The organism is Pseudomonas asturiensis (assembly GCF_900143095.1).
Taxonomy (GTDB): Bacteria; Pseudomonadota; Gammaproteobacteria; order Pseudomonadales; family Pseudomonadaceae; genus Aquipseudomonas; species Aquipseudomonas asturiensis.
Map to the genome: position 1 here is coordinate 442,631 of NZ_FRDA01000003.1, position 23,889 is coordinate 466,519.

General features: G+C 57.2%; 24 protein-coding genes and 1 tRNA gene. 22 read left to right on the forward strand and 3 right to left on the reverse strand.

The window, feature by feature from the left end; all coding sequences use genetic code 11:
* The first annotated feature begins 45 nt into the window (after positions 1 to 45).
* From BUB69_RS07760 to BUB69_RS07840, 17 genes are all read left to right on the forward strand, one after another.
* Positions 46 to 519: a Dps family protein gene (locus BUB69_RS07760; RefSeq protein WP_004879132.1), complete on the forward strand. Its 474-nt coding sequence runs from the start codon at positions 46 to 48 to the stop codon at positions 517 to 519.
* A 361-nt stretch (positions 520 to 880) separates the two neighbouring features.
* On the forward strand, positions 881 to 1,222 hold the full coding sequence (locus BUB69_RS07765) for a ribbon-helix-helix domain-containing protein (RefSeq protein WP_175561659.1): 342 nt from the start codon (positions 881 to 883) through the stop codon (positions 1,220 to 1,222).
* A 290-nt stretch (positions 1,223 to 1,512) separates the two neighbouring features.
* On the forward strand, positions 1,513 to 3,288 hold the full coding sequence (gene aspS / locus BUB69_RS07770; protein ID WP_073164157.1) for an aspartate--tRNA ligase: 1,776 nt from the start codon (positions 1,513 to 1,515) through the stop codon (positions 3,286 to 3,288).
* A gap of 115 nt (positions 3,289 to 3,403) precedes the next feature.
* Entirely contained in the window at positions 3,404 to 4,150 is a 747-nt protein-coding gene (locus tag BUB69_RS07775; protein WP_024695038.1) for a YebC/PmpR family DNA-binding transcriptional regulator, read from the forward strand.
* Between the two features lie 129 nt (positions 4,151 to 4,279).
* Positions 4,280 to 4,804 carry a crossover junction endodeoxyribonuclease RuvC gene (gene ruvC, locus BUB69_RS07780; RefSeq protein ID WP_003364732.1) on the forward strand — a complete coding sequence of 175 codons (525 nt, stop codon included), beginning with the start codon at positions 4,280 to 4,282 and terminating at the stop codon, positions 4,802 to 4,804.
* A gap of 106 nt (positions 4,805 to 4,910) precedes the next feature.
* Complete coding sequence (ruvA, locus tag BUB69_RS07785; protein ID WP_004879141.1) at positions 4,911 to 5,519, forward strand: Holliday junction branch migration protein RuvA; 609 nt, start codon at positions 4,911 to 4,913, stop codon at positions 5,517 to 5,519.
* The gene (gene ruvB / locus BUB69_RS07790; RefSeq protein ID WP_073164160.1) at positions 5,520 to 6,578 is read left to right on the forward strand and encodes a Holliday junction branch migration DNA helicase RuvB; all 1,059 of its coding nucleotides are present in this window, start codon (positions 5,520 to 5,522) and stop codon (positions 6,576 to 6,578) included.
* A 136-nt stretch (positions 6,579 to 6,714) separates the two neighbouring features.
* Positions 6,715 to 7,182, forward strand: a complete 468-nt coding sequence (gene ybgC, locus BUB69_RS07795) for a tol-pal system-associated acyl-CoA thioesterase (RefSeq protein ID WP_073164164.1) — start codon at positions 6,715 to 6,717, stop codon at positions 7,180 to 7,182.
* Positions 7,172 to 7,867, forward strand: a complete 696-nt coding sequence (gene tolQ / locus BUB69_RS07800; protein ID WP_004879148.1) for a protein TolQ — start codon at positions 7,172 to 7,174, stop codon at positions 7,865 to 7,867. The genes ybgC and tolQ overlap by 11 nt, the downstream gene beginning before the upstream one ends.
* 14 nt (positions 7,868 to 7,881) lie before the next feature.
* Positions 7,882 to 8,346: a protein TolR gene (gene tolR, locus BUB69_RS07805; RefSeq protein WP_002554654.1), complete on the forward strand. Its 465-nt coding sequence runs from the start codon at positions 7,882 to 7,884 to the stop codon at positions 8,344 to 8,346.
* The gene (tolA, locus tag BUB69_RS07810) at positions 8,346 to 9,416 is read left to right on the forward strand and encodes a cell envelope integrity protein TolA (RefSeq protein WP_024686235.1); all 1,071 of its coding nucleotides are present in this window, start codon (positions 8,346 to 8,348) and stop codon (positions 9,414 to 9,416) included. Before tolR ends, tolA begins: the two co-directional genes overlap by 1 nt.
* Positions 9,413 to 10,714: a Tol-Pal system beta propeller repeat protein TolB gene (tolB, locus tag BUB69_RS07815; protein WP_024686236.1), complete on the forward strand. Its 1,302-nt coding sequence runs from the start codon at positions 9,413 to 9,415 to the stop codon at positions 10,712 to 10,714. Before tolA ends, tolB begins: the two co-directional genes overlap by 4 nt.
* 52 nt (positions 10,715 to 10,766) lie before the next feature.
* The gene (gene pal / locus BUB69_RS07820; protein WP_004879156.1) at positions 10,767 to 11,264 is read left to right on the forward strand and encodes a peptidoglycan-associated lipoprotein Pal; all 498 of its coding nucleotides are present in this window, start codon (positions 10,767 to 10,769) and stop codon (positions 11,262 to 11,264) included.
* A gap of 6 nt (positions 11,265 to 11,270) precedes the next feature.
* Positions 11,271 to 12,086 (forward strand): tol-pal system protein YbgF, encoded by an 816-nt coding sequence (gene ybgF, locus BUB69_RS07825; protein WP_073164167.1) that lies wholly within the window; start codon positions 11,271 to 11,273, stop codon positions 12,084 to 12,086.
* A gap of 171 nt (positions 12,087 to 12,257) precedes the next feature.
* On the forward strand, positions 12,258 to 12,905 hold the full coding sequence (gene queE, locus BUB69_RS07830) for a 7-carboxy-7-deazaguanine synthase QueE (RefSeq protein WP_073164172.1): 648 nt from the start codon (positions 12,258 to 12,260) through the stop codon (positions 12,903 to 12,905).
* Positions 12,906 to 12,921: 16 nt separating this feature from the next.
* Entirely contained in the window at positions 12,922 to 13,596 is a 675-nt protein-coding gene (gene queC, locus BUB69_RS07835; RefSeq protein ID WP_175561669.1) for a 7-cyano-7-deazaguanine synthase QueC, read from the forward strand.
* A gap of 63 nt (positions 13,597 to 13,659) precedes the next feature.
* A tRNA-Lys gene (locus tag BUB69_RS07840) sits at positions 13,660 to 13,735 on the forward strand.
* Between the two features lie 167 nt (positions 13,736 to 13,902).
* On the opposite strand, the gene katG is transcribed toward BUB69_RS07840, so the two are convergent.
* Together katG and BUB69_RS07850 are read right to left on the reverse strand one after the other, a co-directional pair.
* Entirely contained in the window at positions 13,903 to 16,173 is a 2,271-nt protein-coding gene (gene katG / locus BUB69_RS07845; protein WP_073164179.1) for a catalase/peroxidase HPI, read from the reverse strand.
* A 381-nt stretch (positions 16,174 to 16,554) separates the two neighbouring features.
* Complete coding sequence (locus BUB69_RS07850) at positions 16,555 to 17,595, reverse strand: zinc-dependent alcohol dehydrogenase family protein (protein ID WP_073164184.1); 1,041 nt, start codon at positions 17,593 to 17,595, stop codon at positions 16,555 to 16,557.
* Positions 17,596 to 17,783: 188 nt separating this feature from the next.
* Between BUB69_RS07850 and BUB69_RS07855 the strand changes: the two genes are divergently transcribed.
* From BUB69_RS07855 to nadA, 3 genes are all read left to right on the forward strand, one after another.
* Positions 17,784 to 18,266 (forward strand): Lrp/AsnC family transcriptional regulator, encoded by a 483-nt coding sequence (locus tag BUB69_RS07855; RefSeq protein ID WP_073164188.1) that lies wholly within the window; start codon positions 17,784 to 17,786, stop codon positions 18,264 to 18,266.
* Between the two features lie 39 nt (positions 18,267 to 18,305).
* Entirely contained in the window at positions 18,306 to 19,535 is a 1,230-nt protein-coding gene (locus BUB69_RS07860) for a lipase family protein (RefSeq protein ID WP_073164191.1), read from the forward strand.
* 252 nt (positions 19,536 to 19,787) lie between these two features.
* Complete coding sequence (gene nadA, locus BUB69_RS07865) at positions 19,788 to 20,846, forward strand: quinolinate synthase NadA (protein WP_024686256.1); 1,059 nt, start codon at positions 19,788 to 19,790, stop codon at positions 20,844 to 20,846.
* 79 nt (positions 20,847 to 20,925) lie between these two features.
* On the opposite strand, the gene BUB69_RS07870 is transcribed toward nadA, so the two are convergent.
* Entirely contained in the window at positions 20,926 to 22,359 is a 1,434-nt protein-coding gene (locus tag BUB69_RS07870; RefSeq protein WP_073164195.1) for a M48 family metalloprotease, read from the reverse strand.
* Between the two features lie 140 nt (positions 22,360 to 22,499).
* Here BUB69_RS07870 and BUB69_RS07875 point away from each other — a divergent pair, with 140 nt between their 5' ends.
* Both BUB69_RS07875 and BUB69_RS07880 read left to right on the forward strand, forming a co-directional pair.
* Positions 22,500 to 22,751, forward strand: a complete 252-nt coding sequence (locus BUB69_RS07875; protein WP_073164197.1) for a sulfurtransferase TusA family protein — start codon at positions 22,500 to 22,502, stop codon at positions 22,749 to 22,751.
* 36 nt (positions 22,752 to 22,787) lie between these two features.
* Positions 22,788 to 23,858 carry an AI-2E family transporter gene (locus BUB69_RS07880; RefSeq protein WP_073164200.1) on the forward strand — a complete coding sequence of 357 codons (1,071 nt, stop codon included), beginning with the start codon at positions 22,788 to 22,790 and terminating at the stop codon, positions 23,856 to 23,858.
* Positions 23,859 to 23,889: the final 31 nt, after the last annotated feature.

Below are 23,889 nucleotides of genomic sequence, written 5' to 3' on the forward strand. Positions count from 1 at the left end.
AGGGGGTGTTACTGCTTTCCACTCCTCAATGAAAGGGCATGAAACATGGCAATCGATATCGGTATCAGTGAAGAAGATCGTAAATCGATCGTGGACGGTCTTTCGCATCTGCTGTCGGATACTTATGTGCTTTACCTCAAGACTCATAACTTTCACTGGAACGTCAGCGGTCCCATGTTCCGTACGTTGCACTTGATGTTTGAAGAGCAATATAACGAACTGGCCCTGGCGGTGGACTCTATTGCTGAACGTATTCGTGCGCTGGGTTTTCCTGCACCGGGTACTTATTCAACGTACGCCCGTCTGTCTACCATCAAGGAAGAAGAGGGCGTGCCGAGCGCTGAAGATATGATCAAAAGTCTGGTGCAGGGTCAAGAGGCTGTTGTCCGCACAGCGCGTAGTATCTTTCCTTTGTTGGATAAAGTGAGTGATGAGCCTACTGCTGATCTTCTGACTCAACGCATGCAGGTTCATGAAAAAACCGCATGGATGCTGCGTTCGATGCTTGAATCCAAATAATCATTCAGGCGAGTGGCAGCCAGTTGCCACTCGCCTTTAGCCTTGCGCTGTCGCGTTTTCGGGCTTTTCGGCGTGTTTTAAGATGTGCGTCAGTCGTATCTTCTTAATGCCGCGTCTTGACCGTCCCGGTTTCCGGGTAATCACTCGTCTGCGGCCAGCAATGTCCCACTGCCGTTTTGAGTTGTCGCAATGACAGCAATCGGTATTCCCTATTCTCGTGTGGTCATGTCCTACAGCAATAAGGTGTAACCCCTGCTGGATATAAAATCGTGGATCGGGCTTTATAGATCGGGTAGTCACTTGTTTATAAATATTTCATTCCCGGCTTTTAAAGTCCATTTTTCAGGGGGTAACAACTATCATGCCACGAGGTGTTGAACGTGAGGTTAAAGAATCAAATCGTCAGTGGATGACGCGCAATGATCCTTTTGTCGAGGATTTCAATATGATGCTGGCCCAGCCTCATTCCAAGTCGGTACGGCTCAATGGACTGGCAACTTGCCTGCGTCTTGAGAACGTGTACTGGAATATTCTGACCGGTATTGCCAATGCCAACGACTGCTCGGTGAATACCGTGCTTTCCTACATCGATAGAGAGGTGCATCTGCGTTACGGTGGTGTAAAGAATTTCAGCGGTCTGATCCGGGTGGTCTGTGTGGCGCACCTGTTGAAGGCCGATCGTCTGGATGTTGCCCAGGCATAGCGTGATCCCCTCATTCCAGCGGGCTCGCCTCCGGCGGGCCCGTGCCTTCCCTGTGTCGTGCGCAAGCCCTTCAGGTGCAGGCGGCAGATGCGAACTTATCCTGGCAGGATAGGTTCGTTCGGCTGCACGGCATCGATTAACTCTATATAATCCTCCGCCTTGCTAACGGGCATGACTCTGCGTGGGCGAGGGCTGGCTTGAACTGTGTGCCGGTGCCTTGCACTATTGAGCGCAAGCCAGGAGCGAAAGCCCCACCGAATTTTCGAATTACGAGAAGTGAAAACACCATCATGATGCGCAGCCATTATTGCGGCCAACTGAACGAGAGCCTGGAAGGTCAGGAAATTACCCTTTGCGGATGGGTCCACCGTCGCCGTGACCATGGAGGCGTTATCTTCCTCGATATTCGCGACCGTGAAGGCATGGCTCAGGTGGTGTTCGACCCTGATCGTGCCGATACCTTTGCCGCTGCCGACCGTGTTCGCAGCGAGTACGTGGTCAAGGTTGTCGGCAAGGTTCGTGCGCGTCCTGCCGGTGCCGTGAACCCCAACATGGCGTCTGGCGCCATTGAAGTGCTGGGCTATGAACTGGAAGTACTGAACGAGTCGGAAACCCCGCCGTTCCCGTTGAACGAGTATTCGGACGTCGGTGAAGAAACCCGCCTGCGTTATCGTTTCATCGACCTGCGTCGTCCTGAAATGGCCGAGAAGCTGCGTCTGCGCTCGCGCATCACCACCAGCATCCGCCGCTATCTCGATGAAAACGGCTTCCTGGACGTCGAGACGCCGATCCTGACGCGTGCTACCCCGGAAGGCGCTCGCGATTACCTGGTTCCAAGCCGCACACACCCGGGCAGCTTCTTCGCGCTGCCGCAATCGCCTCAACTGTTCAAGCAGTTGCTGATGGTTGCCGGTTTTGATCGTTACTACCAGATCGCCAAGTGCTTCCGTGACGAAGACCTGCGTGCCGACCGCCAGCCGGAATTCACCCAGATCGACATCGAGACCAGCTTCCTCGACGAGAAAGACATCATCGGTCTGACCGAGAAGATGGTGCGTCAGCTGTTCAAGGAAGTCCTTGATGTGGAATTCGACGAATTCCCGCACATGACCTTCGAAGAGGCCATGCGTCGTTATGGCTCCGATAAGCCTGACCTGCGCAACCCGCTGGAACTGGTCGACGTTGCCGATCAGCTCAAGGACGTCGAGTTCAAGGTGTTCAGTGGTCCGGCCAACGATCCGAAATGCCGCATCGCCGCTCTGCGTGTACCAGGCGGGGCAAGCATGCCGCGCAAGCAGATCGACGATTACACCAAGTTTGTCGGTATCTACGGTGCGAAGGGGTTGGCGTACATCAAGGTCAACGAGCGCGCCAATGGCATCGACGGCCTGCAGTCACCCATCGTCAAGAACATCCCTGAAGCCAACCTCAATGTGATCCTGGATCGTGTGGGCGCGGTGGATGGCGATATCGTGTTCTTCGGTGCGGACAAGGCCAAGATCGTCAGCGAAGCACTGGGCGCACTGCGGATCAAGGTCGGCAACGACCTCAAGCTGCACACCTGCGAATGGGCCCCGATGTGGGTCGTCGATTTCCCGATGTTCGAAGAGAATGACGACGGCAGCTTCACCGCGTTGCACCACCCCTTCACGGCACCCAAGTGCACGCCTGAAGAGCTGGAAGCCAACCCGGCTACGGCATTGTCCCGTGCCTATGACATGGTATTGAACGGCACCGAGCTGGGTGGCGGTTCGATCCGTATCCATCGCAAGGAAATGCAGCAGGCTGTGTTCCGTCTGTTGGGCATCGCCGAAGACGAGCAGCAGGAGAAGTTCGGCTTCCTGCTCGACGCTCTGAAATACGGCGCGCCACCGCACGGCGGTCTGGCGTTCGGTCTGGATCGTCTGGTCATGCTGATGACCGGCGCCCAGTCCATTCGTGAAGTCATTGCCTTCCCGAAAACCCAGAGCGCTGCAGACGTCATGACGCAGGCGCCGGGTGTTGTGGATGCCAAGGCTCTGCGTGAACTGCACATTCGCCTGCGCGAGCAGCCAAAGGCCGAGTGATGCCGGGCAGGGCGTATCCCCGGATACGCCCTGCATTGCCCGAATCGAGTGAAGCTTTTTGCCTGCTATATGAGGCGAAAGGTGAAGGTGTTTCAAAAAGAATCTGGAGCGAGAAATGGCAGGTCATTCTAAGTGGGCGAACATCAAGCACCGCAAAGAGCGTCAGGATGCCAAGAAAGGCAAGATCTTCACCAAGTGGATTCGTGAGCTGACCGTTGCCGCTCGTCAGGGTGGTGGCGATCCGGGCTCCAACCCGCGTCTGCGTCTGGCACTGGACAAGGCACTCGGTGCCAACATGACCCGAGACACCATTGATCGTGCGGTGGCGCGTGGTGTGGGGGCCTCTGATGGCGATGACGTTGAAGAGCTGGGTTACGAAGGTTACGGACCGGGTGGCGTAGCGATCATGGTCGAGACCATGACCGACAACCGCAACCGTACTGCCGCGGCCGTACGTCACGCGTTCACAAAATGTGGCGGCAATCTGGGTACTGACGGCTCGGTGGCCTATCTGTTTGATCGCAAGGGTCAGATCTCTTTTGCTGCAGGTGTCGATGAAGATGCCTTGATCGAAGCGGCAATGGAGGCGGACGCTGATGATGTCGTGACCAATGAGGACGGCTCCATCGATGTGTTCACGTCTTTTTCCGGGTTCTATGCAGTGCGTAACGCATTGGAAGCGGCCGGTTTCAAGGCGGCGGATGCAGAGATCGTCATGTTGCCGACTACCAGCGCTTTGCTTGACCTGGAAACCGCTGAAAAAGTCCTCAAGCTGATCGACATGCTTGAAGACCTGGATGACGTGCAGAACGTCTATTCGAACGCGGAAATTCCTGACGAGGTCATGGAACAACTGGGCTGATCGTCATAAAACAAGCTGCATCGGAAGCCGGGGGATCGAAGCCGTGAGTGTCATGCGGCTATCGGCCTCCGGCTTCTGCCTTTATGCTGCGCTCATTGTGTTGCGTCATCTTCTTTAGCTGCAGGCGTTATGACTCTTATTCTTGGTATCGACCCCGGTTCGCGAATTACCGGCTATGGCGTGGTACGTGATACCGGCCGTGGTTGTGTCTACGTGGCATCGGGTTGCATTCGCACCGGCAGTGGTGAACTGCACGAGCGTCTGCAAATCGTCTATCGCGGCGTTCGCGAAGTCATCAAGACCTACGGTCCCGTGACCATGGGCATTGAAAAAGTCTTTATGGCGCGCAATGCCGATTCGGCGCTCAAGCTCGGCCAGGCCCGAGGCGCTGCCATCGTGGCGGGCGCAGAAGAGGCGCTGGAGATCGCTGAATACACGGCCACTCAGGTCAAACAGGCCGTCGCGGGTACAGGCGGCGCCAATAAAGAGCAGGTGATGATGATGGTCATGCATTTGCTAAAGCTGACCCAGAAGCCGCAGATCGATGCCTCCGATGCGTTGGCCATTGCGCTGTGTCACGCGCATACCCGTTCCAGTCTGATCCCTCATGGTCTGGGGACTGCGCGCAGTCGCGGCGGCAGGCTGCGTCTCTGACTGCATCATTCGTACGCATTTTTTTACTTGCAGGTCTGGCAACTCCTGTGATGATTGTCTCCAACTTTTTCGCGCAAGCGATAGGCAACACGAAAGGATCTGATACGTGATTGGACGTTTACGCGGCTTTCTGGCCGAAAAACAGCCTCCGCACCTGGTGTTGGACGTCAATGGTGTCGGTTACGAGCTGGAGGTCCCCATGACCACGCTCTACCGGTTGCCCCACGTTGGCGAACCTGTGACCCTGCACACGCATCTTGTGGTCCGGGAGGACGCACATCTGCTGTATGGTTTTTACGAGAAGCGCGAGCGCGAGCTGTTTCGAGAGCTGATCCGGCTCAATGGCGTCGGCCCCAAGCTGGCGCTGGCATTGATGTCGGGTTTGGAGGTCGACGAGCTGGTGCGCTGCGTTCAGGCACAGGACACCTCGGCGCTGACGCGTATTCCAGGCGTCGGCAAGAAGACGGCCGAGCGTCTGCTGGTGGAACTCAAGGACCGCTTCAAGGCCTGGGAATCGCTGCCTGGTACCTTCACTCTGGTTTCCAGCGGTCCGAATCAGGCCGAACCTGTGGCGTCGGCTGAGTCCGATGCGGTCAGTGCGTTGATTTCGCTGGGCTACAAACCTCAGGAGGCGAGCAAAGCCGTCTCCGCCATCAAGGAAAAAGACTTGAGCAGTGCCGATCTCATCCGGCGTGCATTGAAGGGGATGGGATAAGTGATAGATGCCGACCGTTTGATAACCGCCACCGGCGGCCGTGATCGCGACGAGCAACTGGACCGTGCGATTCGCCCGCTGAGCCTGGCTGACTATATCGGCCAGCCGACCGTCCGCGAGCAGATGGAGTTGTTCATCCAGGCTGCGCGAGGCCGTAACGAGTCGCTGGACCACACGCTGATCTTCGGGCCGCCGGGCCTGGGCAAGACCACGCTGGCCAATATCATTGCTCAGGAAATGTCGGTCTCGATTAAAAGCACCTCAGGCCCGGTGCTGGAGAGGCCTGGTGATCTGGCCGCGATTCTGACCAATCTTGAACCTAACGACGTGCTCTTCATCGACGAGATACACAGGCTGTCGCCCATCGTGGAAGAAGTCCTGTATCCGGCAATGGAAGACTTTCAACTGGACATCATGATCGGGGAGGGGCCTGCTGCACGCTCCATCAAGCTCGATCTGCCGCCGTTCACGCTGGTCGGAGCGACCACCCGCGCCGGCATGCTCACCAACCCGTTGCGCGACCGTTTCGGTATCGTGCAGCGCCTTGAGTTCTACAGCATCGCCGATCTGTCGACCATCGTGACCCGGTCAGCCGGGATCCTGGGGCTGGTCATCGAGCCGGAAGGCGCATTCGAGATTGCTCGTCGGGCTCGCGGCACGCCACGTATCGCCAACCGTCTGCTGCGCCGCGTGCGCGACTTCGCCGAAGTGCGCGGCAATGGGCAGATTACCCGCCAGACCGCCGACAAGGCCCTGAACCTGCTGGATGTCGACGAGCATGGGTTCGACCACCAGGACAGGCGCTTGCTGTTGACCATGATCGAGAAGTTCGACGGCGGTCCGGTGGGCGTGGACAGCCTGGCAGCGGCCATCAGCGAAGAGCGCCACACGATCGAGGACGTCCTCGAACCCTATTTGATCCAGCAAGGCTATATGATGCGCACGCCTCGCGGCCGTGTGGTGACGCGTCACGCCTATCTGCACTTCGGTCTGAACATCCCTTCAAGGATGGGCGAGTTGCCGGTGCCGGAGGAATTTGTCGATGACGCGGCCGATTAAAAGCGAAGGCCTGCGATTTATTCGCGGTTTGCGTGGTCAGATTGCCAGTCTCGCAAGTGTTACAGGCGATAAGCGGCAAATCGTTGAAAAACAGTTGCCTGACCCGATTGGCAACGTGAGGAGTAAGCACTAGAGTATGCGCGCGCAAAACGGGGTTCAGTCGTTCGCACATCGCTGTCGCGTTTATTACGAGGACACCGATGCTGGCGGCATCGTCTACTACGTCAATTATCTGAAATTCATGGAGCGGGCTCGTACCGAGCGGCTGCGCGAGCTTGGGTTTGCCCAGTCCGCGATGGCGCAGGACAACCTGTTGTTTGTCGTGCACACAAGCGAAGCGCGTTATCACAAGCCGGCGCGGCTGGATGACGAGTTGCTCGTCAGTGCAGAAGTAATCGAATTGAACCGTGTCAGCCTGCGCTTTCAACAGCAAGTCAGGCGGGCGTCGGATGCAACGCTGCTCTGTGAGGGGCAGTTCTTGGTGGCGTGCGTACGCGCCGATAGTTTGAAACCCCGGGCCATTCCCGAAACTCTGCGCGCGGCCTTTGCCGTCCAGAGTGGCGCGGGTAAACATTCAGAGCAGGAGATAAAGCGTGGAAGCTAACGTCGTCGACCATTCCTCCATGTGGAGTTTGGTCAGCAATGCCAGCATTGTTGTTCAGTTGGTGATGCTGATTCTGGTGGCCGCCTCGGTCACGTCATGGATCGTGATTTTTCAGCGCAGCAATATGCTGCGTGCAGGTCGACGTGCACTGGACAGCTTTGAAGAGCGCTTCTGGTCCGGTATCGATTTGTCCAAGCTGTACCGTCAGGCAGGCAGCAATCCTGATCCGGATTCGGGCGTCGAGCAGATCTTCCGTGCCGGTTTCAAGGAGTTCTCCCGTCTGCGTCAGCAGTCCGGCGTTGATCCTGATGCGGTGATGGAAGGTGTGGCCCGAGCCATGCGCGTTGCCATTTCCCGTGAGGAAGAAAAACTGGAATCCGGTCTGTCGTTTCTGGCGACCGTGGGTTCTACCAGCCCATACGTCGGTCTGTTCGGTACCGTCTGGGGGATCATGAACTCCTTCCGCGGTCTGGCGACTGCTCAGCAGGCGACCCTCGCCACCGTAGCACCGGGTATTGCCGAAGCCCTTATCGCGACAGCCATTGGCCTGTTCGCGGCAATCCCGGCCGTTATCGCCTACAACCGTTTCTCCGCACGCAGCGAGACCCTGATCAGCCGTTACTACACGTTCGCTGAAGAGTTCCAGGCCATCCTGCACCGTAAAGTGCACACCAGCGAAGAGTGAGCAGGTAATCCCCCATGGCTTTAATCGCTCGAGATCGACGCAGAAAACGCAAGCCGGTCGCTGAAATGAACGTAGTGCCCTACATCGACGTGATGCTGGTGCTGCTCGTGATTTTCATGGTGACGGCTCCCATGATCAACCAGGGCGTGAAGGTCGACTTGCCCAAGGTCTCCAGCGAGGCTTTGCCGCAAGACAACAACAACCAGGTCCTGACCATTTCGATCAAGGCTGACAAGACCTATTACTGGAACCTTGGCAGCGAAGTCGACACCGACAAGCAGATGGACAAGGCGATGACCCTGCCGCAACTGACGGCCGCAGTCACCAAGATCGTCGCTGCCGGGCGTGATGCCGGCAAGCAGACACAGGTGTTCATTCGTGGTGACAAGACCGTTGATTACGGCTCTGTCATGGGCACGATGGGCGGGCTGCAGAAAGCCGGGGTCGGGAACGTTGGCCTGATTACCGAGGCACCCTGATGCAGCCGATTCGAGAGCCGACAGCCTCGGAAAGCTATTTCTGGCCCAGTGTCTGGGCTGTGGCGTTGCATATCCTGATTTTTGGCATGCTGTTCGTGAGCTTTGCCATGACGCCCGATCTGCCTGAAGCCAAGCCTATCGTTCAGGCAACGCTTTATCAGCTCAAGTCCAAAAGTCAGGCGACGACCCAGACCAACCAGAAAATTGCTGGCGAGGCGAAGAAGACCGCTGCGCGACAGACTGAAGTCGAGCAGTTGGAGCAGAAGAAAATCGAGCAGTTGAAGCAGGAAGCTGTTAAAGCTGCGGAACAAAAGAAAGAAGAGGCCGCTCAAAAAGCGGAAGAACAAAAGGCTGCCGACGAAGCCAAGAAGGCCGAGCAGAAAGCGGAGGAAGCCAAAAAGGCTGACGATGCGAAGAAAGCTGATGAGGCCAAGAAGGTCGCCGACGCCAAAAAAGCTGAAGAAAAGCAACTGGCCGACATAGCCAAGAAAAAAGCTGAAGACGAAGCGAAGAAGAAAGCCGAGGAAGACGCCAAGAAGGCTGCTGCCGAGGAAGCCAAGAAGCAGGCTGCTGACGAGGCCAAGAAAAAGGCCGCTGAAGACGCCAAGAAGAAGGCCGCCGAGGACGCCAAGAAGAAAGCCGCTGCCGACTCCGCCAAGAAGGCGCAGGAAGCCGCTCGTAAATCTGCCGAAGACAAGAAGGCGCAAGCACTGGCCGATTTGCTGTCCGACAAACCGGAACGGCAACAGGCTTTGGCAGATGAACGTGGTGACGAAACCGCTGGCAGCTTCGATGATCTGATTCGTGTGCGTGCATCCGAAGGCTGGAGTCGTCCTCCATCGGCACGTAACAACATGTCGGTAGTTTTGCAGATCGGCATGTTGCCGGACGGAACAATCGCTTCGGTATCGGTTGCCAAGTCAAGTGGTGACGGGCCGTTCGATAGCTCTGCGGTTGCTGCGGTGAAAAACATTGGGCGTTTGACAGAAATGCAAGGTCTCAAGCCTGCTGACTTCGCTCCGTATCGTTCATTCAAGATGACATTCACACCTGGAGATCTAGCCTTGTGATCAACCTTTTTCGAGGACTGCTTTTCGTTCTCTGCTGTGCAGCCGGAGTTGCGGCCGCAGAAGAAAAGAACATTCTGGTCACCAGCGGCAGTGACCGTGCCACCCCGATCGCTGTCGTGCCGTTTGGCTGGCAGGGCGGCAACGTGCTGCCGGAAGACATGGCGGAGATCGTCAGCAACGACCTGCGCAACTCCGGCTACTACGCGCCGATCCCGAAACAGAACATGATCAGCTTGCCGACCCAGGCCAGCGAAGTCATTTTCCGTGACTGGAAAGCACTGGGCGCCCAGTACGTCATGGTCGGCAACATTGTTCCTGCAGGCGGTCGTCTGCAGATTCAGTATGCGCTGTTCAACGTCGCTACCGAGCAACAGGTCCTGACCGGTAACGTTTCCGGCACCAACGACCAGTTGCGTGACATGGCGCACTACATTGCCGACCAGTCGTTCGAGAAACTCACCGGCATCAAAGGTGCATTCTCGACACGCATGCTCTACGTAACAGCAGAGCGCTTCTCGGAAAACAACACGCGCTACACCCTGCAACGTTCGGATTACGACGGTGCGCGTGCAGTGACGTTGTTGCAGTCCCGTGAGCCGATCCTGTCGCCGCGCTTTGCGCCGGATGGCAAGCGTATTGCCTATGTATCGTTCGAGCAGAAGCGTCCGCGCATCTTCGTTCAGCACATCGATACCGGGCGTCGCGAGCAGATCACCAACTTCGAAGGCCTGAACGGCGCACCTGCGTGGTCACCGGATGGCACCAAGCTGGCATTCGTGCTGTCCAAGGACGGTAACCCGGAAATCTACGTGATCAATCTGGCTTCGCGTCAGTTGAGCCGTGTGACCAATGACTCTTCCATCGACACCGAACCGTTCTTCGGCAAGGATGGCTCGACGATCTACTTCACGTCGGACCGTGGTGGAAAGCCGCAAATCTACAAAACCAATATCAATGGCGGTGGTGCCGAACGTGTTACGTTCGTGGGTAACTACAACGCCAACCCGAAATTGTCAGCCGATGAAAAGACGCTGGTGATGATTCACAGGCAGGAAGGCTTCACTAATTTCAAGGTCGCCGTGCAGGATTTGGCCCGCGGAAGCGTAAAAATCCTTACAGATAGCAACCTTGATGAGTCGCCTACTGTTGCGCCCAACGGCACCATGGTAATCTACGCCACCCGCCAGCAGGGCCGGGGAGTCTTGATGCTCGTGTCCATTAACGGACGCGTAAGGCTCCCGCTTCCTACCGCTCAAGGCGAAGTCAGAGAACCTTCCTGGTCCCCTTACCTGAACTGACGCGGCGCTACACGATTTGCTTAACACACTGGGGTTCATTAGGAGTTTCAAGATGGAAATGCTGAAGTTTGGTAAGTTTGCTGCGCTGGCTCTGGCCATGGCTGTAGCTGTAGGTTGCTCGTCCAAAGGCGGCGATAACGCCGGCGCTGGCGCTGTCGACCCTAACGCTGGTTACGGTGCCAACACTGGCGCTGTTGACGGCTCCCTGAGCGAAGAAGCTGCACTGCGCGCAATCACCACCTTCTACTTCGAATACGACAGTTCGGACCTGAAGCCAGAAGCCATGCGCTCCCTGGACGTGCACGCTAAAGACCTGAAAGCAAACGGCGCTCGCGTTGTTCTGGAAGGCAACACCGACGAACGTGGTACTCGTGAGTACAACATGGCACTGGGCGAGCGTCGTGCGAAAGCCGTTCAGCGCTACCTGGTACTGCAAGGTGTTTCCCCAGCTCAGCTGGAACTGGTTTCCTACGGCGAAGAGCGTCCAGTTGCTACTGGCAACGACGAGCAGTCGTGGGCTCAGAACCGTCGCGTCGAACTGCGTAAGTAATTTGACATGCGAACGTGCCGACGTGCTCTAACCGTTTTGGCCCTCGCCCTTCCGCTTTCAGCGTTGGGTGCGGCTCCTGTGGTCGATAACAATTCTGGCTCTGGCAGCAGCAGTTATCCGCCAGCGGGTTATGGCACGTCCGGCGTCTATGCCGGGGGAGGGGTTACACCTCCTCCCTCGGCACAAGGTCAGCTGTTCATGCAGCTGCAACAAATGCAGGACGAAATCGCGCGTTTGCGCGGTGTTGTCGAGGTCCAGCAGAACGACATCCAGCGCATGAAGCAGGAAGCTCTGGAGCGTTATCAGGAACTCGATCAACGTATAGCCAGTGGCGCTGCCGCTCCGGCTACCAATAATTCCCAACCTTCTGGTGGCGCAGTTGACGCCAGTGGGACGCCTTCGGCTCCAGCCGCTCAGGCACCGGCAGCAGGCACTGAGCCTCCTGATCCGGCGAAGGAAAAGCTTTATTACGAAGCTGCCTTCGATTTGATCAAGGCGAAGGATTTCGACAAGGCCAGTCAGGCCTTCACCGCATTCCTGCGCAAATACCCGAACAGCTCGTACGCGGGCAATGCCCAGTACTGGTTGGGCGAAGTGAATCTGGCTAAAGGTGACCTTCAAGGCGCTGGTCAGGCATTCGCCAAAGTGAGTCAGCAGTATCCGAAACACGCCAAAGTGCCTGATTCGCTGTACAAGCTGGCGGATGTTGAACGCCGCCTGGGTCATAACGACAAGGTCAAAGGCATTCTGCAGCAGGTTGTTGCCCAGTATCCGGGTACTTCCGCCGCTCAGCTGGCACAGCGAGACCTTCAGCGTCTCTGATGCCCTGACTCGTAAATCAAGAAAGCCGCGCTCGTCGCGGCTTTTTTCGTTAGAATCTCGCACCCGAAATTCCGGTACACATTACGCTTCGCTGGATTCTGCGAGTGCAGGGTTCCTTGAAGTGCCTGACGGAGGCGGACGGCCTGTTTAGCTGTTACGCCCGTGGCTGATATGCAAGACACATTACGCATCACCGAAATATTTCACTCGTTACAGGGTGAAACCCGCACGGCTGGGCTGCCCACCGTATTTGTCCGCCTGACCGGCTGCCCCTTGCGCTGCCAGTACTGTGACAGCGCCTATGCGTTCACCGGCGGCACTATTCAGTCGCTTGATGACATCATGGGCCAGGTCGCGGCTTACCGTCCCCGCTACGTCTGTGTAACGGGCGGCGAACCACTGGCGCAGCCCAACGCAATTGCGTTGCTCAAGCGTCTGTGTGACGAGGGGTACGAGGTCTCGCTGGAAACCAGCGGTGCACTGGACATCTCTGCTGTGGACCCTCGCGTCAGCCGCGTCGTCGATCTCAAGACTCCCGGGTCGAAAGAGGTCACGCGCAACCGCTACGAAAACATGGAGTTGCTGACGCCCAACGACCAGGTCAAGTTTGTGATCTGTTCGCGTGAGGACTACGACTGGGCGGTTTCCAAACTGATTCAGTACGGGCTTGATCGTCGTGCTGGCGAAGTTTTGTTCTCTGCCAGCCATCATGAGCTTAAAAGCCGTGAGCTGGCCGACTGGATCGTGGCGGACAACCTGCCAGTACGCTTGCAGATGCAACTGCATAAATATCTTTGGGACGACGAGCCGGGGCGCTGAAATGACTGAATTGACCATGACCGAGAAAAAAGCCGTCATCCTGCTGTCGGGTGGCCTGGACTCTGCGACGGTCGTTGCCATGGCGCGCGCTGAAGGCTACGCCTGCTACACCATGAGTTTCGACTATGGGCAGCGTCACCGCGCCGAACTCGATGCCGCCGCACAAGTGGCTCGCGACCTGGGTGCCATCGAGCACAAGATCATCGGCCTCAATCTCAACGGAATCGGCGGTTCCGCGCTCACAGACAGCTCCATCGCTGTGCCTGAAGCGCCGTCAGAAGGTATTCCGGTCACTTACGTGCCTGCACGTAACACCGTCTTTCTGTCGCTGGCGCTGGGCTGGGCAGAGGTCTTGGGCGCGCGCGACATCTTCATCGGTGTGAATGCCGTGGATTATTCCGGTTATCCGGATTGCCGCCCCGAGTTTGTCGAGTCGTTCGAGCGCATGGCCAACCTGGCGACCAAGGCTGGAGTGGAAGGGCAGGGCTTCACTATCCGCGCTCCGCTCCAGAACCTGAGCAAGTCCGACATCGTCAAGGCGGGCACAGCGCTGGGCGTCGATTACGCGCTGACGGTTTCCTGCTATCAGGCCGATGACCAAGGCCGTGCCTGCGGCAAGTGCGACAGCTGCCGCCTGCGCGCAGAAGGCTTTGCAGCCGCTGGTGTAGCTGACCCCACGCGTTATTTTTAAACTTTTTTAAAATAGGTGTTGAATTACTCATAAAAATCAGTAATATACGCGCCACACAACAGAGGGTCGTTAGCTCAGTTGGTAGAGCAGTTGGCTTTTAACCAATTGGTCGTAGGTTCGAATCCCACACGACCCACCATTTCGAAAATCTGGAAGGCCCATGAAAATGCGGATTTCCAGATTTTTTTTGCTTTGTAGATTTTAATCTGCGAGCGGCAATGTGCAGCAATCAGACTCTGATAAAGCCCTCAAAAAAAACGCCTCCGCAGAAGGAGGCGTTCTTTAACACGTGTCAAACAGAACGCATCACGCCAAATCGAAGCGGTCCAGGTTCATCACTTTGGTCCAGACTGCCACGAAGTCTTTGACAAATTTCTCTTGCGCATCCGCGCTGCCGTAAACCTCGGAAATCGCACGCAGTTGAGCATGTGAACCGAAGACCAGATCGACGCGGGTACCGGTCCATTTGACAGCACCGGTCTTGCGGTCACGTGCCTCAAAGGTGTCGTTGGTACCCGAGGTCGCTTTCCACTCAACGCCCATGTCCAGCAGGTTCTTGAAGAAATCGTTGGTCAGTGTGCCCGGCTGATCAGTGAACACGCCGTGTTTGCTACCCCCGACGTTAGTGTTCAAGACCCGCAGTCCGCCCAGCAGCACGGTCATCTCTGGCGCAGTCAGGGTCAGCAGTTGCGCTTTGTCGACCAGCAGCGATTCCGCAGAGACCTTGTAATGCGCCTTCTGGTAGTTGCGGAAACCATCGGCAATCGGCTCAAGGAAGTTGAACGACTCAACATCGGTCTGTTCCTGAGACGCATCTGTGCGGCCTGGAGTGAAAGGCACCGTGACGTGCTGGCCTGCATTTTTTGCAGCCTGCTCGACACCTGCATTGCCGGCCAGGACGATCAGATCGGCGAGTGAAACCTTCTTGCCACTCGACTGAGCTGCATTGAACTCGCCTTGAATGCCTTCAAGGGTCTTCAGCACACCTGCCAGTTGCTCAGGTTGGTTGACGGCCCAATCCTTCTGCGGCGCAAGGCGCAGACGCCCGCCGTTGGCACCGCCGCGCTTGTCCGATCCACGGAAGGTGGACGCTGCCGCCCATGCTGTCGAAACCAGCTGCGAGGTCGAAAGACCCGAGGCGAGAATCTTGCCCTTGAGCGCGGCAACGTCCTGATCATCCACCAGTGCGTGATCAACGCTTGGAATCGGGTCCTGCCACAGCAGTTCTTCGGTCGGTGTTTCCGGGCCCAGGTAGCGGGCCAGCGGGCCCATGTCACGGTGGGTCAGCTTGAACCAGGCGCGGGCAAACGCGTCAGCCAGTTGATCAGGGTTGGCCAGGAAGCGTCGGGAAATCTGCTCGTAAGCCGGATCAAAGCGCAGTGCCAGGTCCGAAGTCAGCATGCTGGGTGCATGACGCTTGCTTGGATCATGGGCGTCCGGAATCTTGCCAGCGCCTGCGCCGTTCTTCGGCGTCCATTGATGTGCGCCTGCCGGGCTCTTGGTCAGCTCCCATTCGAAGCCAAACAGGTTTTCGAGGTACTCATTGCTCCATTTTGTCGGAGTAGAAGTCCAGGTCACTTCCAGGCCGCTGGTGATGGTGTCGGCACCCTTGCCGCTGCCGAATTTGTTTCTCCAGCCAAACCCTTGTTCTTCCAGACCTGCCGCTTCAGGTTCTGGACCGACATTGTCCGCCGGGCCCGCGCCGTGGGTCTTGCCGAAGGCGTGACCACCGGCGATCAGCGCCACGGTCTCTTCATCGTTCATTGCCATGCGACCGAAGGTTTCACGAATATCCTTCGCCGAGGCAGCCGGATCTGGAACGCCTTCAGGCCCTTCCGGGTTGACGTAAATCAAACCCATCTGCACCGCTGCGAGCGGGTTTTCGAGATTGCGCTCGCCTTTCAAAGTACGGCTTTCTTCGTTCGCGTGATTCTCCGGCTCGGCGACCAGCGTACCGTCGCCAGGCTGCTGCATTTTCTTCTGTGCGCCGTAGCGTTCTTCGCCGCCCAGCCAGGTGGTCTCAGAACCCCAGTACACGTCTTCTTCCGGTTCCCAGACATCCGGGCGACCGCCGGAGAAACCGAACGTCTTGAACCCCATGGACTCCAGCGCGACGTTACCGGTCAGTACAATCAGGTCTGCCCAGGAGATCTTGCGGCCGTACTTCTGCTTGATCGGCCAGATCAAGCGACGTGCCTTGTCCAGGCTGACGTTGTCAGGCCAGCTATTGAGCGGTGCAAAACGCTGTTGACCGGCACCCGCGCCGCCACGACCGTCACCTGTACGATACGTCCCGGCGCTGTGCCAGGCCATGCGGATGAACAGCGGGCCGTAATGACCGAAGTCTGCTGGCCACCAGTCCTGAGATTGGGTCATGACATCGCGCAGGTCCTGTTTGACCGCTTCGAAATCAAGGCTCTTGAACTCTTTGGCATAGTCGAAACTCTCGCCCATCGGGTCCGAGAGCGCGGAATGCTGATGCAGAATCTTCAGATTCAGCTGCTTGGGCCACCAATCACGGTTGGTGGTGCCGCCGCCAGCAGCGTGGTTGAAGGGGCATTTCGATTCAGTTGACATGCTTGACACACCTTTTTTGTCATTGCATCCGGCCGCCCAGTCCACTCGGACTTCAGACAGCAGTGACGGAACTCAATAGCACAGGGTTCATAACGGCCGCTCGATCAGCGATCAGGCCGGCTCTCTATACGCCGCACAGCGATGATCAGATTGCTGCGGGGCGAGCCCACAACGTGCAAAACAGGCTTGAGCTCATTCTTATCTCCTTATCAGGGTGAAATCGCACGGCTTTCGCCGATGCCCCTCCAGATTAGCCCTCTTCACGAAGATTTCTAATAGAAAGAACGTTAAGGTCTGATAGTCAGACTCTGACCTGTATCACTGGCGACATTGATCCTGTGTTTCTTGTCATGGTCGGTGCGACCGCGCAGTCATCATGGCTTAGAACTGCGTCACGACAGTTACACCTGCCGTTTCAAACCGGTCCATGTTCACCAGTGCATCAATGGATTGCTCAAGGCTGATGGTTTTGCCGATGAGCTTCTCCGGGGTCAATTTCCCTGACGTGATCATCGCCATCATGGCGTCATAGCGATGCGCTTGCATGCCGTGACTGCCGTAGATTTCAAGCTCATAGCCAATGACTTTGCTCATCGGGATCGCCGGCTTTGCGTGGTCGGCGAGCATCAACCCAACCTGAATATGTTTGCCGCGACGGCGCAGGTTATTGATGGAGTTGAAACACGTGGTGGGGTGACCCAACGCATCAATCGAAACATGGGCACCGCCCTGTGTTATTTCCAGAACGGCCTCCGTGACGTCTGCAACCCGGTTTGCATTCACCGTCGCAACGGCGCCGAGCGTGCGGGCGAGTTCCAGTTTGTCGTCCGAGATGTCGATGGCAATGACGTTCGCGCCCAAGGCCTGGGCGATCATCACGGCCGACAGGCCTACACCGCCGCACCCATGGACAGCGACCCACTGACCCGCAGAGACTTTGCCCTGGTCAACAACGGCGCGAAACGACGTCACGAAGCGGCACCCCAGGCTGGCGGCAGTGGCAAAGTCCATGCTTTCAGGCAGCGCCACCAGGTTCAGGTCTGCGCGATGGATCCCGACGTATTCGGCAAACGATCCCCAGTGAGTGAAGCCGGGTTGAAACTGAGTGTGGCAGACCTGTTGATTGCCGCTGTTGCATTCAGGGCAAGCGCCGCAGCCACCCACGAACGGTACGGTCACACGATCACCCACTTTCCACTTGGTGACCTCATGGCCTACCTCGGCCACGATGCCTGCGAGTTCATGCCCGGGTATATGCGGCAACTGGATGTCCGGATCATGACCTTTCCAGCCATGCCAGTCGCTGCGGCACACGCCTGTACCTTGTACCTGAATCACAACGCCGTGGCGTTCAGGGGTTGGATCGTCCACGTTCATCATGCGTGGCGGTGTCGAGAAGGCTTCGTAGACTATGGCTTTCATGAAAGCGACCTGTGCTTGAGTAGTTGTCCCTGCCTGTCGGTGCGGGTTCGATTCGGCGATGAAATCGATCCGCCTGTTGCACCCCATTATGGATAAAAGCGTTGAAATGACTTTTCAGACTTCAATTGACAATACGTAAATTGTGAAATTAACTTTCAATACAATCGATAATAAAGAAAGGTTCTGTCATGTATGAAGTGCTGGACAAGGTTGACGTTTCAATTGCCGATCGCTTGCAAAGAGACGGCCGGTTGTCCAACGTCAAACTGGCGGAGACACTTTCTCTCAGCGAAGCCTCCTGCTGGCGAAAGCAAAAGCGACTTGAGGAATGTGGAATCATCCAGGGGTATCAGGCCATTCTGGATCGAAAGAAGTTGGGACTTGGTGTCATGGCGTTCGTGCAGATTTCCTGCACCGATCACAGTGAGGAGGCAACCGCCCGTTTCGAAAAGATTATTGAGTTGGCGCCTCAGGTGCTCAGCTGTCATAACACCACAGGCGAGGCTGACTTTTTACTGCAGGTTGTTGCAAAGGACCTGGACAGCTACAGCCGATTCGTTGAACGCGTGCTGAGAAAGCTTCCGGGGGTATCAAGCATTCGCTCGAATCTTTCATTGCGCGAAATGAAAACCACCAATCGATTGCCGGTAACGGAGTTGTTGAGTCTCTGAGGGAAGACCGTCCGGTCTTGAACGTCACGAGAGGCGAAAATGTACCCACTGTCTGTATCTGCGCACCGCTTGATGAGCGCACTGTTTGTGTTGCTGATGACCCAGCAGGGCGGGTGCAGTATTGCCACCCATGGCTCCCCGATCGGCGATGGCGGGGTTCCGGACTTTTACACTTGGACCGACAGCGTGCCGGCAACGCCGGGGAAACTGCTGCGATCCGAGCCCATGACGGTATCCCAGAGTCTTGACGGTGCGTCGAGAAATATCCGCTTTCTATACACCTCCACCGAGGGCATCGAGGGCCGTAAACAGGTCATTGTTTCCGGCGCTCTGTTCATTCCCCAAGGCAGTCCACCACCGGGTGGCTGGCCGCTGATGGCCTGGGCGCATGGCACGGTGGGTAGCGCCGACATCTGCGCGCCGTCCTTTGCAAGTCGCAGCCCGCGTGATACCCGCTACCTGAATCATTGGCTTGCACAGGGTTACGCAGTGGTGGCAACCGATTATCAGGGGCTTGGAACGCCCGGGCTTCATCCTTACGGGCTCACCCGACCGCTTGCGTATAACATCCTCGACAGCGTTCGAGCGGTCATGAGCGGCGGCTTCGACCTTTCAAAGCGGGTTCTCGTGTTTGGTCAGTCCCAGGGTGGACGAGCGGCTTTCGCTACGGCGGTCTATGCCCGAACCTATGCGCCTGATCTGGACATTGTTGGCGTGGTTGCCACAGGCACGCCTTACGCCGGCGTACGAAAACGATCGGGTACGCCAAGCGGATCAACACCTTCGACGTTTTCTTACAACTTGTTGAGATTGAGTACCGGCGCGCTGCTCGATCCATCCTTTGTGCCCAGCGACTATTTGAGCGAGCGGGCAATTCCTGCATTCCAACTCAGTCAACGTGCCTGTCTGCACGCCATCGAACAGCAAGTGATTGCGGATCAGCTCACCTTTGACAACAGTTTCAAGCAATCACCAAAGCCAATGCTCGACAGGATAAATGCCGCGTCGGCCTACCCGACGTTGAAGTCGGATATTCCAGTTTTTATCGGGACGGGTGGTCAGGATCACGATGTTTCTGTTGCACAGCAGACTGCGTTGGTCGCTGATGCCTGTAAAGCAGGCAGTCGGATCGAGTGGCATCTTTACCCTGAACTGGATCATTCTGGGGCGGTCAATGGCTCGCTGGTGGATTCGGTAATTTTCGTTCGCAAGGCATTTTCAGGTGAGCGTATTACGGGTAACTGCAAGGTCGTCCTGCCAGGTACCTAGACGTTTGTTTCAGTGCGTATTACCGGTCTGTTGTCGTTTAGGATAAGAGTCATTCTCATTGTTCGGGCCGTCTTAAAAACTACTGTGAAATCAGTTTTTTATAGCTAGAATCGGCCACGCTTCACACGCAGTACAGACACCTGCACACAGGCCGGAAAGTCTCAGCACACTGAGCGTTTCGGCATTTTTTAATGCCTGTCTTTCGGGTGTAAACTTGCCTTTCGCGCTCAAGCGCCTTCAGGTCCCGCGAACATGACACAGATTTCCGAACGCTTTCTGGTACAAGCGCATCTCGATGCCAAGCAGCCCAAGGCGTTGAGTCCAGCAGAACAGGCGCATTATCGCGCCGAGATCGCAGCCGAGCTCAAGAAGCAGGACGCGGTGCTGGTCGCTCACTATTACTGCGACCCTGTGATTCAAGCGTTGGCCGAGGAAACAGGCGGCTGCGTGGCTGACTCACTGGAAATGGCGCGCTTCAGCAACAATCACGCTGCCAGCACCGTACTGGTAGCGGGCGTGCGTTTCATGGGCGAGACGGCCAAGATCCTCAACCCGGAAAAACGTGTCTTCATGCCGACCCTGGAAGCCACCTGTTCGCTGGATGTGGGCTGCCCGGTGGACGAATTCTCTGCGTTCTGCGATCAGCATCCAGAGCGAACGGTCGTTGTTTATGCCAATACCTCGGCGGCTGTCAAAGCCCGGGCTGACTGGGTGGTGACCTCAGGTTGCGCACTGGAGATCGTTGAAAGCCTGATGGACAACGGGGAAAAGATCATCTGGGCGCCGGACAAGCACCTGGGCCGCTACATCCAGCGCGAAACCGGTGCCGACATGCTGTTGTGGGATGGCGCATGCATCGTCCACGAAGAGTTCAAATCCAAGCAGCTTGAGGACATGAAGGCGTTATATCCCGAAGCTGCCATTCTGGTTCACCCGGAGTCGCCGGAAGCGGTCATTGAACTGGCCGACGTTGTGGGTTCGACCAGCCAGATGATCGCCGCGGCGCAAAGGTTGCCGAACAAGACCTTCATCGTGGCCACCGATCGCGGCATTTTCTACAAGATGCAGCAGGTGTGCCCGGACAAGATCTTCATCGAAGCCCCGACCGCCGGAAATGGCGCGGCCTGCCGCAGTTGCGCGCATTGTCCGTGGATGGCGATGAACACGCTCGAGCGCACCTTGCAGTGTCTGCGAGAGGGCTCCAACGAGATCTTCGTCGATCCGGCGCTGATCCCCAATGCCATACGCCCCTTGCAACGCATGCTGGATTTCACCCAGGCCGCACGCATCCGGCAAGCTGGCAATGCCTGACAGGCGTTGACTGGCGCAAACGAAAAGCCCGACTCAGATGTCGGGCTTTGTATTTTCAGGGCTGATGACTCAAGCGCTGTCAGTTCATCATGTCCTTGACCATCCGCTCCTGCTCGATCAGATCCTTCTGCCGTGCATCGATGCGTGATGCGAGTTGAAAGTTATTGCTCGCGCGCCGTTTTGCAAAGTCCAGTTGCTGAATGGCCTGGCGGAAATCACCCACTAGCGCGAAGTACTCAGCCCGGGCCTGGTGCAGGCCGACTGTGTTGCCATTGAGGCCGCGGGTTTCCGCCACGACGTACCAGATGTCAGGATCATCGGGACGCGTCTTCAGCAACGCCTCAAGGCCTTTCTCCGCCTCGGCAGTGCGGTTCTGTTTGAGCAGCACGTCGATGCGCACATCATTGAGCGGGTAGTTGTTCGGGTACAGCGTGAGCATGCGCTCAACCCGTTGCTGCGCGTCGGACAGACGATTGTTGGTGATGTCCAGGTCGATCTGCGTCAGGTTGTAAGTGATGTCGTTCGGCGCTTTTTCCAGCAGCGGCTTCAGGCTCTCACGGGCCTCATTGAGCTGGCCGCCTTTGATCTGTGCAATGGCAAGGCCGTAGCGTGCCGCGTCGGATTTCGGGTTCTCCACCAGCTGCGCACGGAAACGCTTGGCGGCGATGCCGGGTGTTTCTTCGTAGATGAGCGCGACGCGTGCCCGCATCAATTGATAGAGGACACTGTCTTCCTTGCCGCCCGGTTTGGCCTGTTCGGCGCGGTTGCGGGTGTCGGCAATCCGCGATTCGCTGACCGGGTGAGTCAGCAGGAACTCTGGCGGCCGTGCATCGAATCGATACTGGCGCATCAGGCGCTCGAACATGGTCGGCATGTTGCGTGGGTCATAGCCGGCTTTTTCCAGGTTCAGGATGCCGATGCGGTCAGCCTCCTGCTCGTTCTGGCGTGAGAAGCGACGCTGCTCCTGAATGGCGGCGGCCTGAGAGCCTGCAATGGCGGCGATGCCGGCGTCACCGGCACCGGCAGCCGCCATCACGATACCCGCCAGCATCGCAGCCATGACCGGCACTTGCATACGCTGCTGCGCTTCGATGCCGCGAGCGAAGTGGCGTTGAGACAAGTGAGCGAGTTCGTGGGCGAGCACCGAAGCGTATTCGCCTTCGGTCTGGGCGTTGAGAAACAGGCCGCCGTTGACGCCGATGATGCCGCCCGGTGCAGCGAAGGCGTTCAGCTGTGGGCTGTTGATCAGAATGAATTCAAGACGCCTGTCCTGCACCTGACTGGTTTCGGCCAGACGATAGACCGACGTCTCGACATAATCCTTGAGCTGCGGATCCGAGAGCTGGCTGACCTGACCACGCAACAGGCCCAGCCAGGCGCGCCCCAGCTTGTGCTCCTGTTCGGGGGAGACGATGGACGAACTGGCGTCGCCAAGGGATGGCAGGTCATCGGCCATGCCTGGCACGGCAAACAGGCAGGCGAGCGTGAGCAGTGTGGGACGCAAAAAATTCATGCACGAAGCTCTTTTCTTAAGAGCCTGTACTGTAGCTGGCTAAATGGCGTGCTGACCAGAGTGAGGTATTCTTGCTGGCTGGCCAGCGACTCCTTTCGCAGCCTGCTTTGTAATTCGATGTGTCTGCCAGGAGAGAAACGATGTCTGACCCAGTAACGCGCCCCGAGGCGTGTGACGCCGAGCTTGATGCGTGTGGGCTCAACTGCCCGTTGCCTTTGCTCAAGGCCAAGATGGAACTCAATCGTCTGGCCAGCGGTGCCGTGCTGAAAGTCATTGCGACCGATGCAGGTTCTCAGCGTGATTTCCGAACGTTTGCCAGACTGGCTGGCCATGAACTGGTGCATGAAGAAGTGGAGGCGGGGATATACCGTTACTGGCTGCGCAAGGCCTGACGGGTCGCCGCGATTTCTTTTCGAAAAGGATGTTTGATGTTCAATGTGCTTCGCGGCTGGGTGCAACGCTACTTCTCTGATGAAGAAGCCGTTGTGCTGGCAGTCCTGTTGTTTCTGGCGTTTACCCTGGTGCTCACGCTGGGTGGAATGCTGGCGCCGGTTCTCGCCGGCCTGGTCCTGGCGTTTCTGATGCAGGGCGTGGTCAACTTTCTGGAGCGCTTTCGCATTCCCGAGGTGGGCGCGGTCGCTTTCGTCTTTGCGCTGTTCATAAGCGCATTACTGGTGTTTCTGCTGGTGCTGGTGCCTTTGCTCTGGCATCAACTGATCACGCTGTTCAACGAGTTGCCGGGCATGCTCGCCAAGTGGCAATCCTTGTTGCTGTTGTTGCCGGAGCGTTACCCGCACCTGGTGTCCGACGAGCAGGTGTTGCAGGCCATTGAAGTGGCACGCGGCGAGATCGGCAAGTTCGGGCAACTGGCGCTGACCTTTTCCCTGTCGAGCCTGCCGCTGCTGGTCAATCTGATGATCTATCTGGTGCTGGTGCCGATTCTGGTGTTCTTTTTCCTTAAGGACCGCCGCATGATCGGTCGCTGGGTGCGAGGTTATCTGCCCCGCGAGCGAGCGTTGCTGAACCGTGTTGCCGAGGAAATGAATCGCCAGATCGCCAACTACATTCGTGGCAAGGTCATCGAGATCTTCATCTGTGGCGGCGTGACCTACGTCGCCTTCGTCGCGCTGGGGCTCAATTACGCGGCGCTGCTGGCGATGCTGGTCGGCATTTCTGTGGTGGTGCCGTATGTCGGCGCTGTGGTGGTGACGGTGCCCGTCGCGCTGATCGGTTTGTTTCAGTGGGGCTGGGGCGACCAGTTCATCTACCTGATGATGGTGCACGGCATCATTCAGGCGCTGGATGGCAACGTGCTGGTGCCATTGCTGTTTTCCGAGGCCGTCAATCTGCATCCTGTCGCAATTATCTGCGCGGTGCTGTTGTTCGGTGGGTTGTGGGGTTTCTGGGGGATTTTTTTCGCGATTCCGCTGGCAACTCTGTTCAAGGCCGTCATCGATGCCTGGCCGCGAAACGAGCCAACCGTCGCGCCGTTGTTGTAGCGTTGGAAAAACTATCGCTGCGGAGCCTTGC

Coding starts and splice junctions, on each gene's coding strand:
- katG (WP_073164179.1), bottom strand. CDS start 16,173: ATGTCAACTGAATCGAAATGCCCCTTCAACCACGCTGCTGGCGGCGGC.
- ybgF (WP_073164167.1), top strand. CDS start 11,271: ATGCGAACGTGCCGACGTGCTCTAACCGTTTTGGCCCTCGCCCTTCCG.
- ybgC (WP_073164164.1), top strand. CDS start 6,715: ATGCGCGCGCAAAACGGGGTTCAGTCGTTCGCACATCGCTGTCGCGTT.
- aspS (WP_073164157.1), top strand. CDS start 1,513: ATGATGCGCAGCCATTATTGCGGCCAACTGAACGAGAGCCTGGAAGGT.
- BUB69_RS07855 (WP_073164188.1), top strand. CDS start 17,784: ATGTATGAAGTGCTGGACAAGGTTGACGTTTCAATTGCCGATCGCTTG.
- BUB69_RS07870 (WP_073164195.1), bottom strand. CDS start 22,359: ATGAATTTTTTGCGTCCCACACTGCTCACGCTCGCCTGCCTGTTTGCC.
- nadA (WP_024686256.1), top strand. CDS start 19,788: ATGACACAGATTTCCGAACGCTTTCTGGTACAAGCGCATCTCGATGCC.
- BUB69_RS07765 (WP_175561659.1), top strand. CDS start 881: ATGCCACGAGGTGTTGAACGTGAGGTTAAAGAATCAAATCGTCAGTGG.
- BUB69_RS07850 (WP_073164184.1), bottom strand. CDS start 17,595: ATGAAAGCCATAGTCTACGAAGCCTTCTCGACACCGCCACGCATGATG.
- tolA (WP_024686235.1), top strand. CDS start 8,346: ATGCAGCCGATTCGAGAGCCGACAGCCTCGGAAAGCTATTTCTGGCCC.
- BUB69_RS07875 (WP_073164197.1), top strand. CDS start 22,500: ATGTCTGACCCAGTAACGCGCCCCGAGGCGTGTGACGCCGAGCTTGAT.
- BUB69_RS07860 (WP_073164191.1), top strand. CDS start 18,306: ATGTACCCACTGTCTGTATCTGCGCACCGCTTGATGAGCGCACTGTTT.
- tolR (WP_002554654.1), top strand. CDS start 7,882: ATGGCTTTAATCGCTCGAGATCGACGCAGAAAACGCAAGCCGGTCGCT.
- BUB69_RS07760 (WP_004879132.1), top strand. CDS start 46: ATGGCAATCGATATCGGTATCAGTGAAGAAGATCGTAAATCGATCGTG.
- BUB69_RS07775 (WP_024695038.1), top strand. CDS start 3,404: ATGGCAGGTCATTCTAAGTGGGCGAACATCAAGCACCGCAAAGAGCGT.
- BUB69_RS07880 (WP_073164200.1), top strand. CDS start 22,788: ATGTTCAATGTGCTTCGCGGCTGGGTGCAACGCTACTTCTCTGATGAA.
- queC (WP_175561669.1), top strand. CDS start 12,922: ATGACCGAGAAAAAAGCCGTCATCCTGCTGTCGGGTGGCCTGGACTCT.
- ruvC (WP_003364732.1), top strand. CDS start 4,280: ATGACTCTTATTCTTGGTATCGACCCCGGTTCGCGAATTACCGGCTAT.
- pal (WP_004879156.1), top strand. CDS start 10,767: ATGGAAATGCTGAAGTTTGGTAAGTTTGCTGCGCTGGCTCTGGCCATG.
- queE (WP_073164172.1), top strand. CDS start 12,258: ATGCAAGACACATTACGCATCACCGAAATATTTCACTCGTTACAGGGT.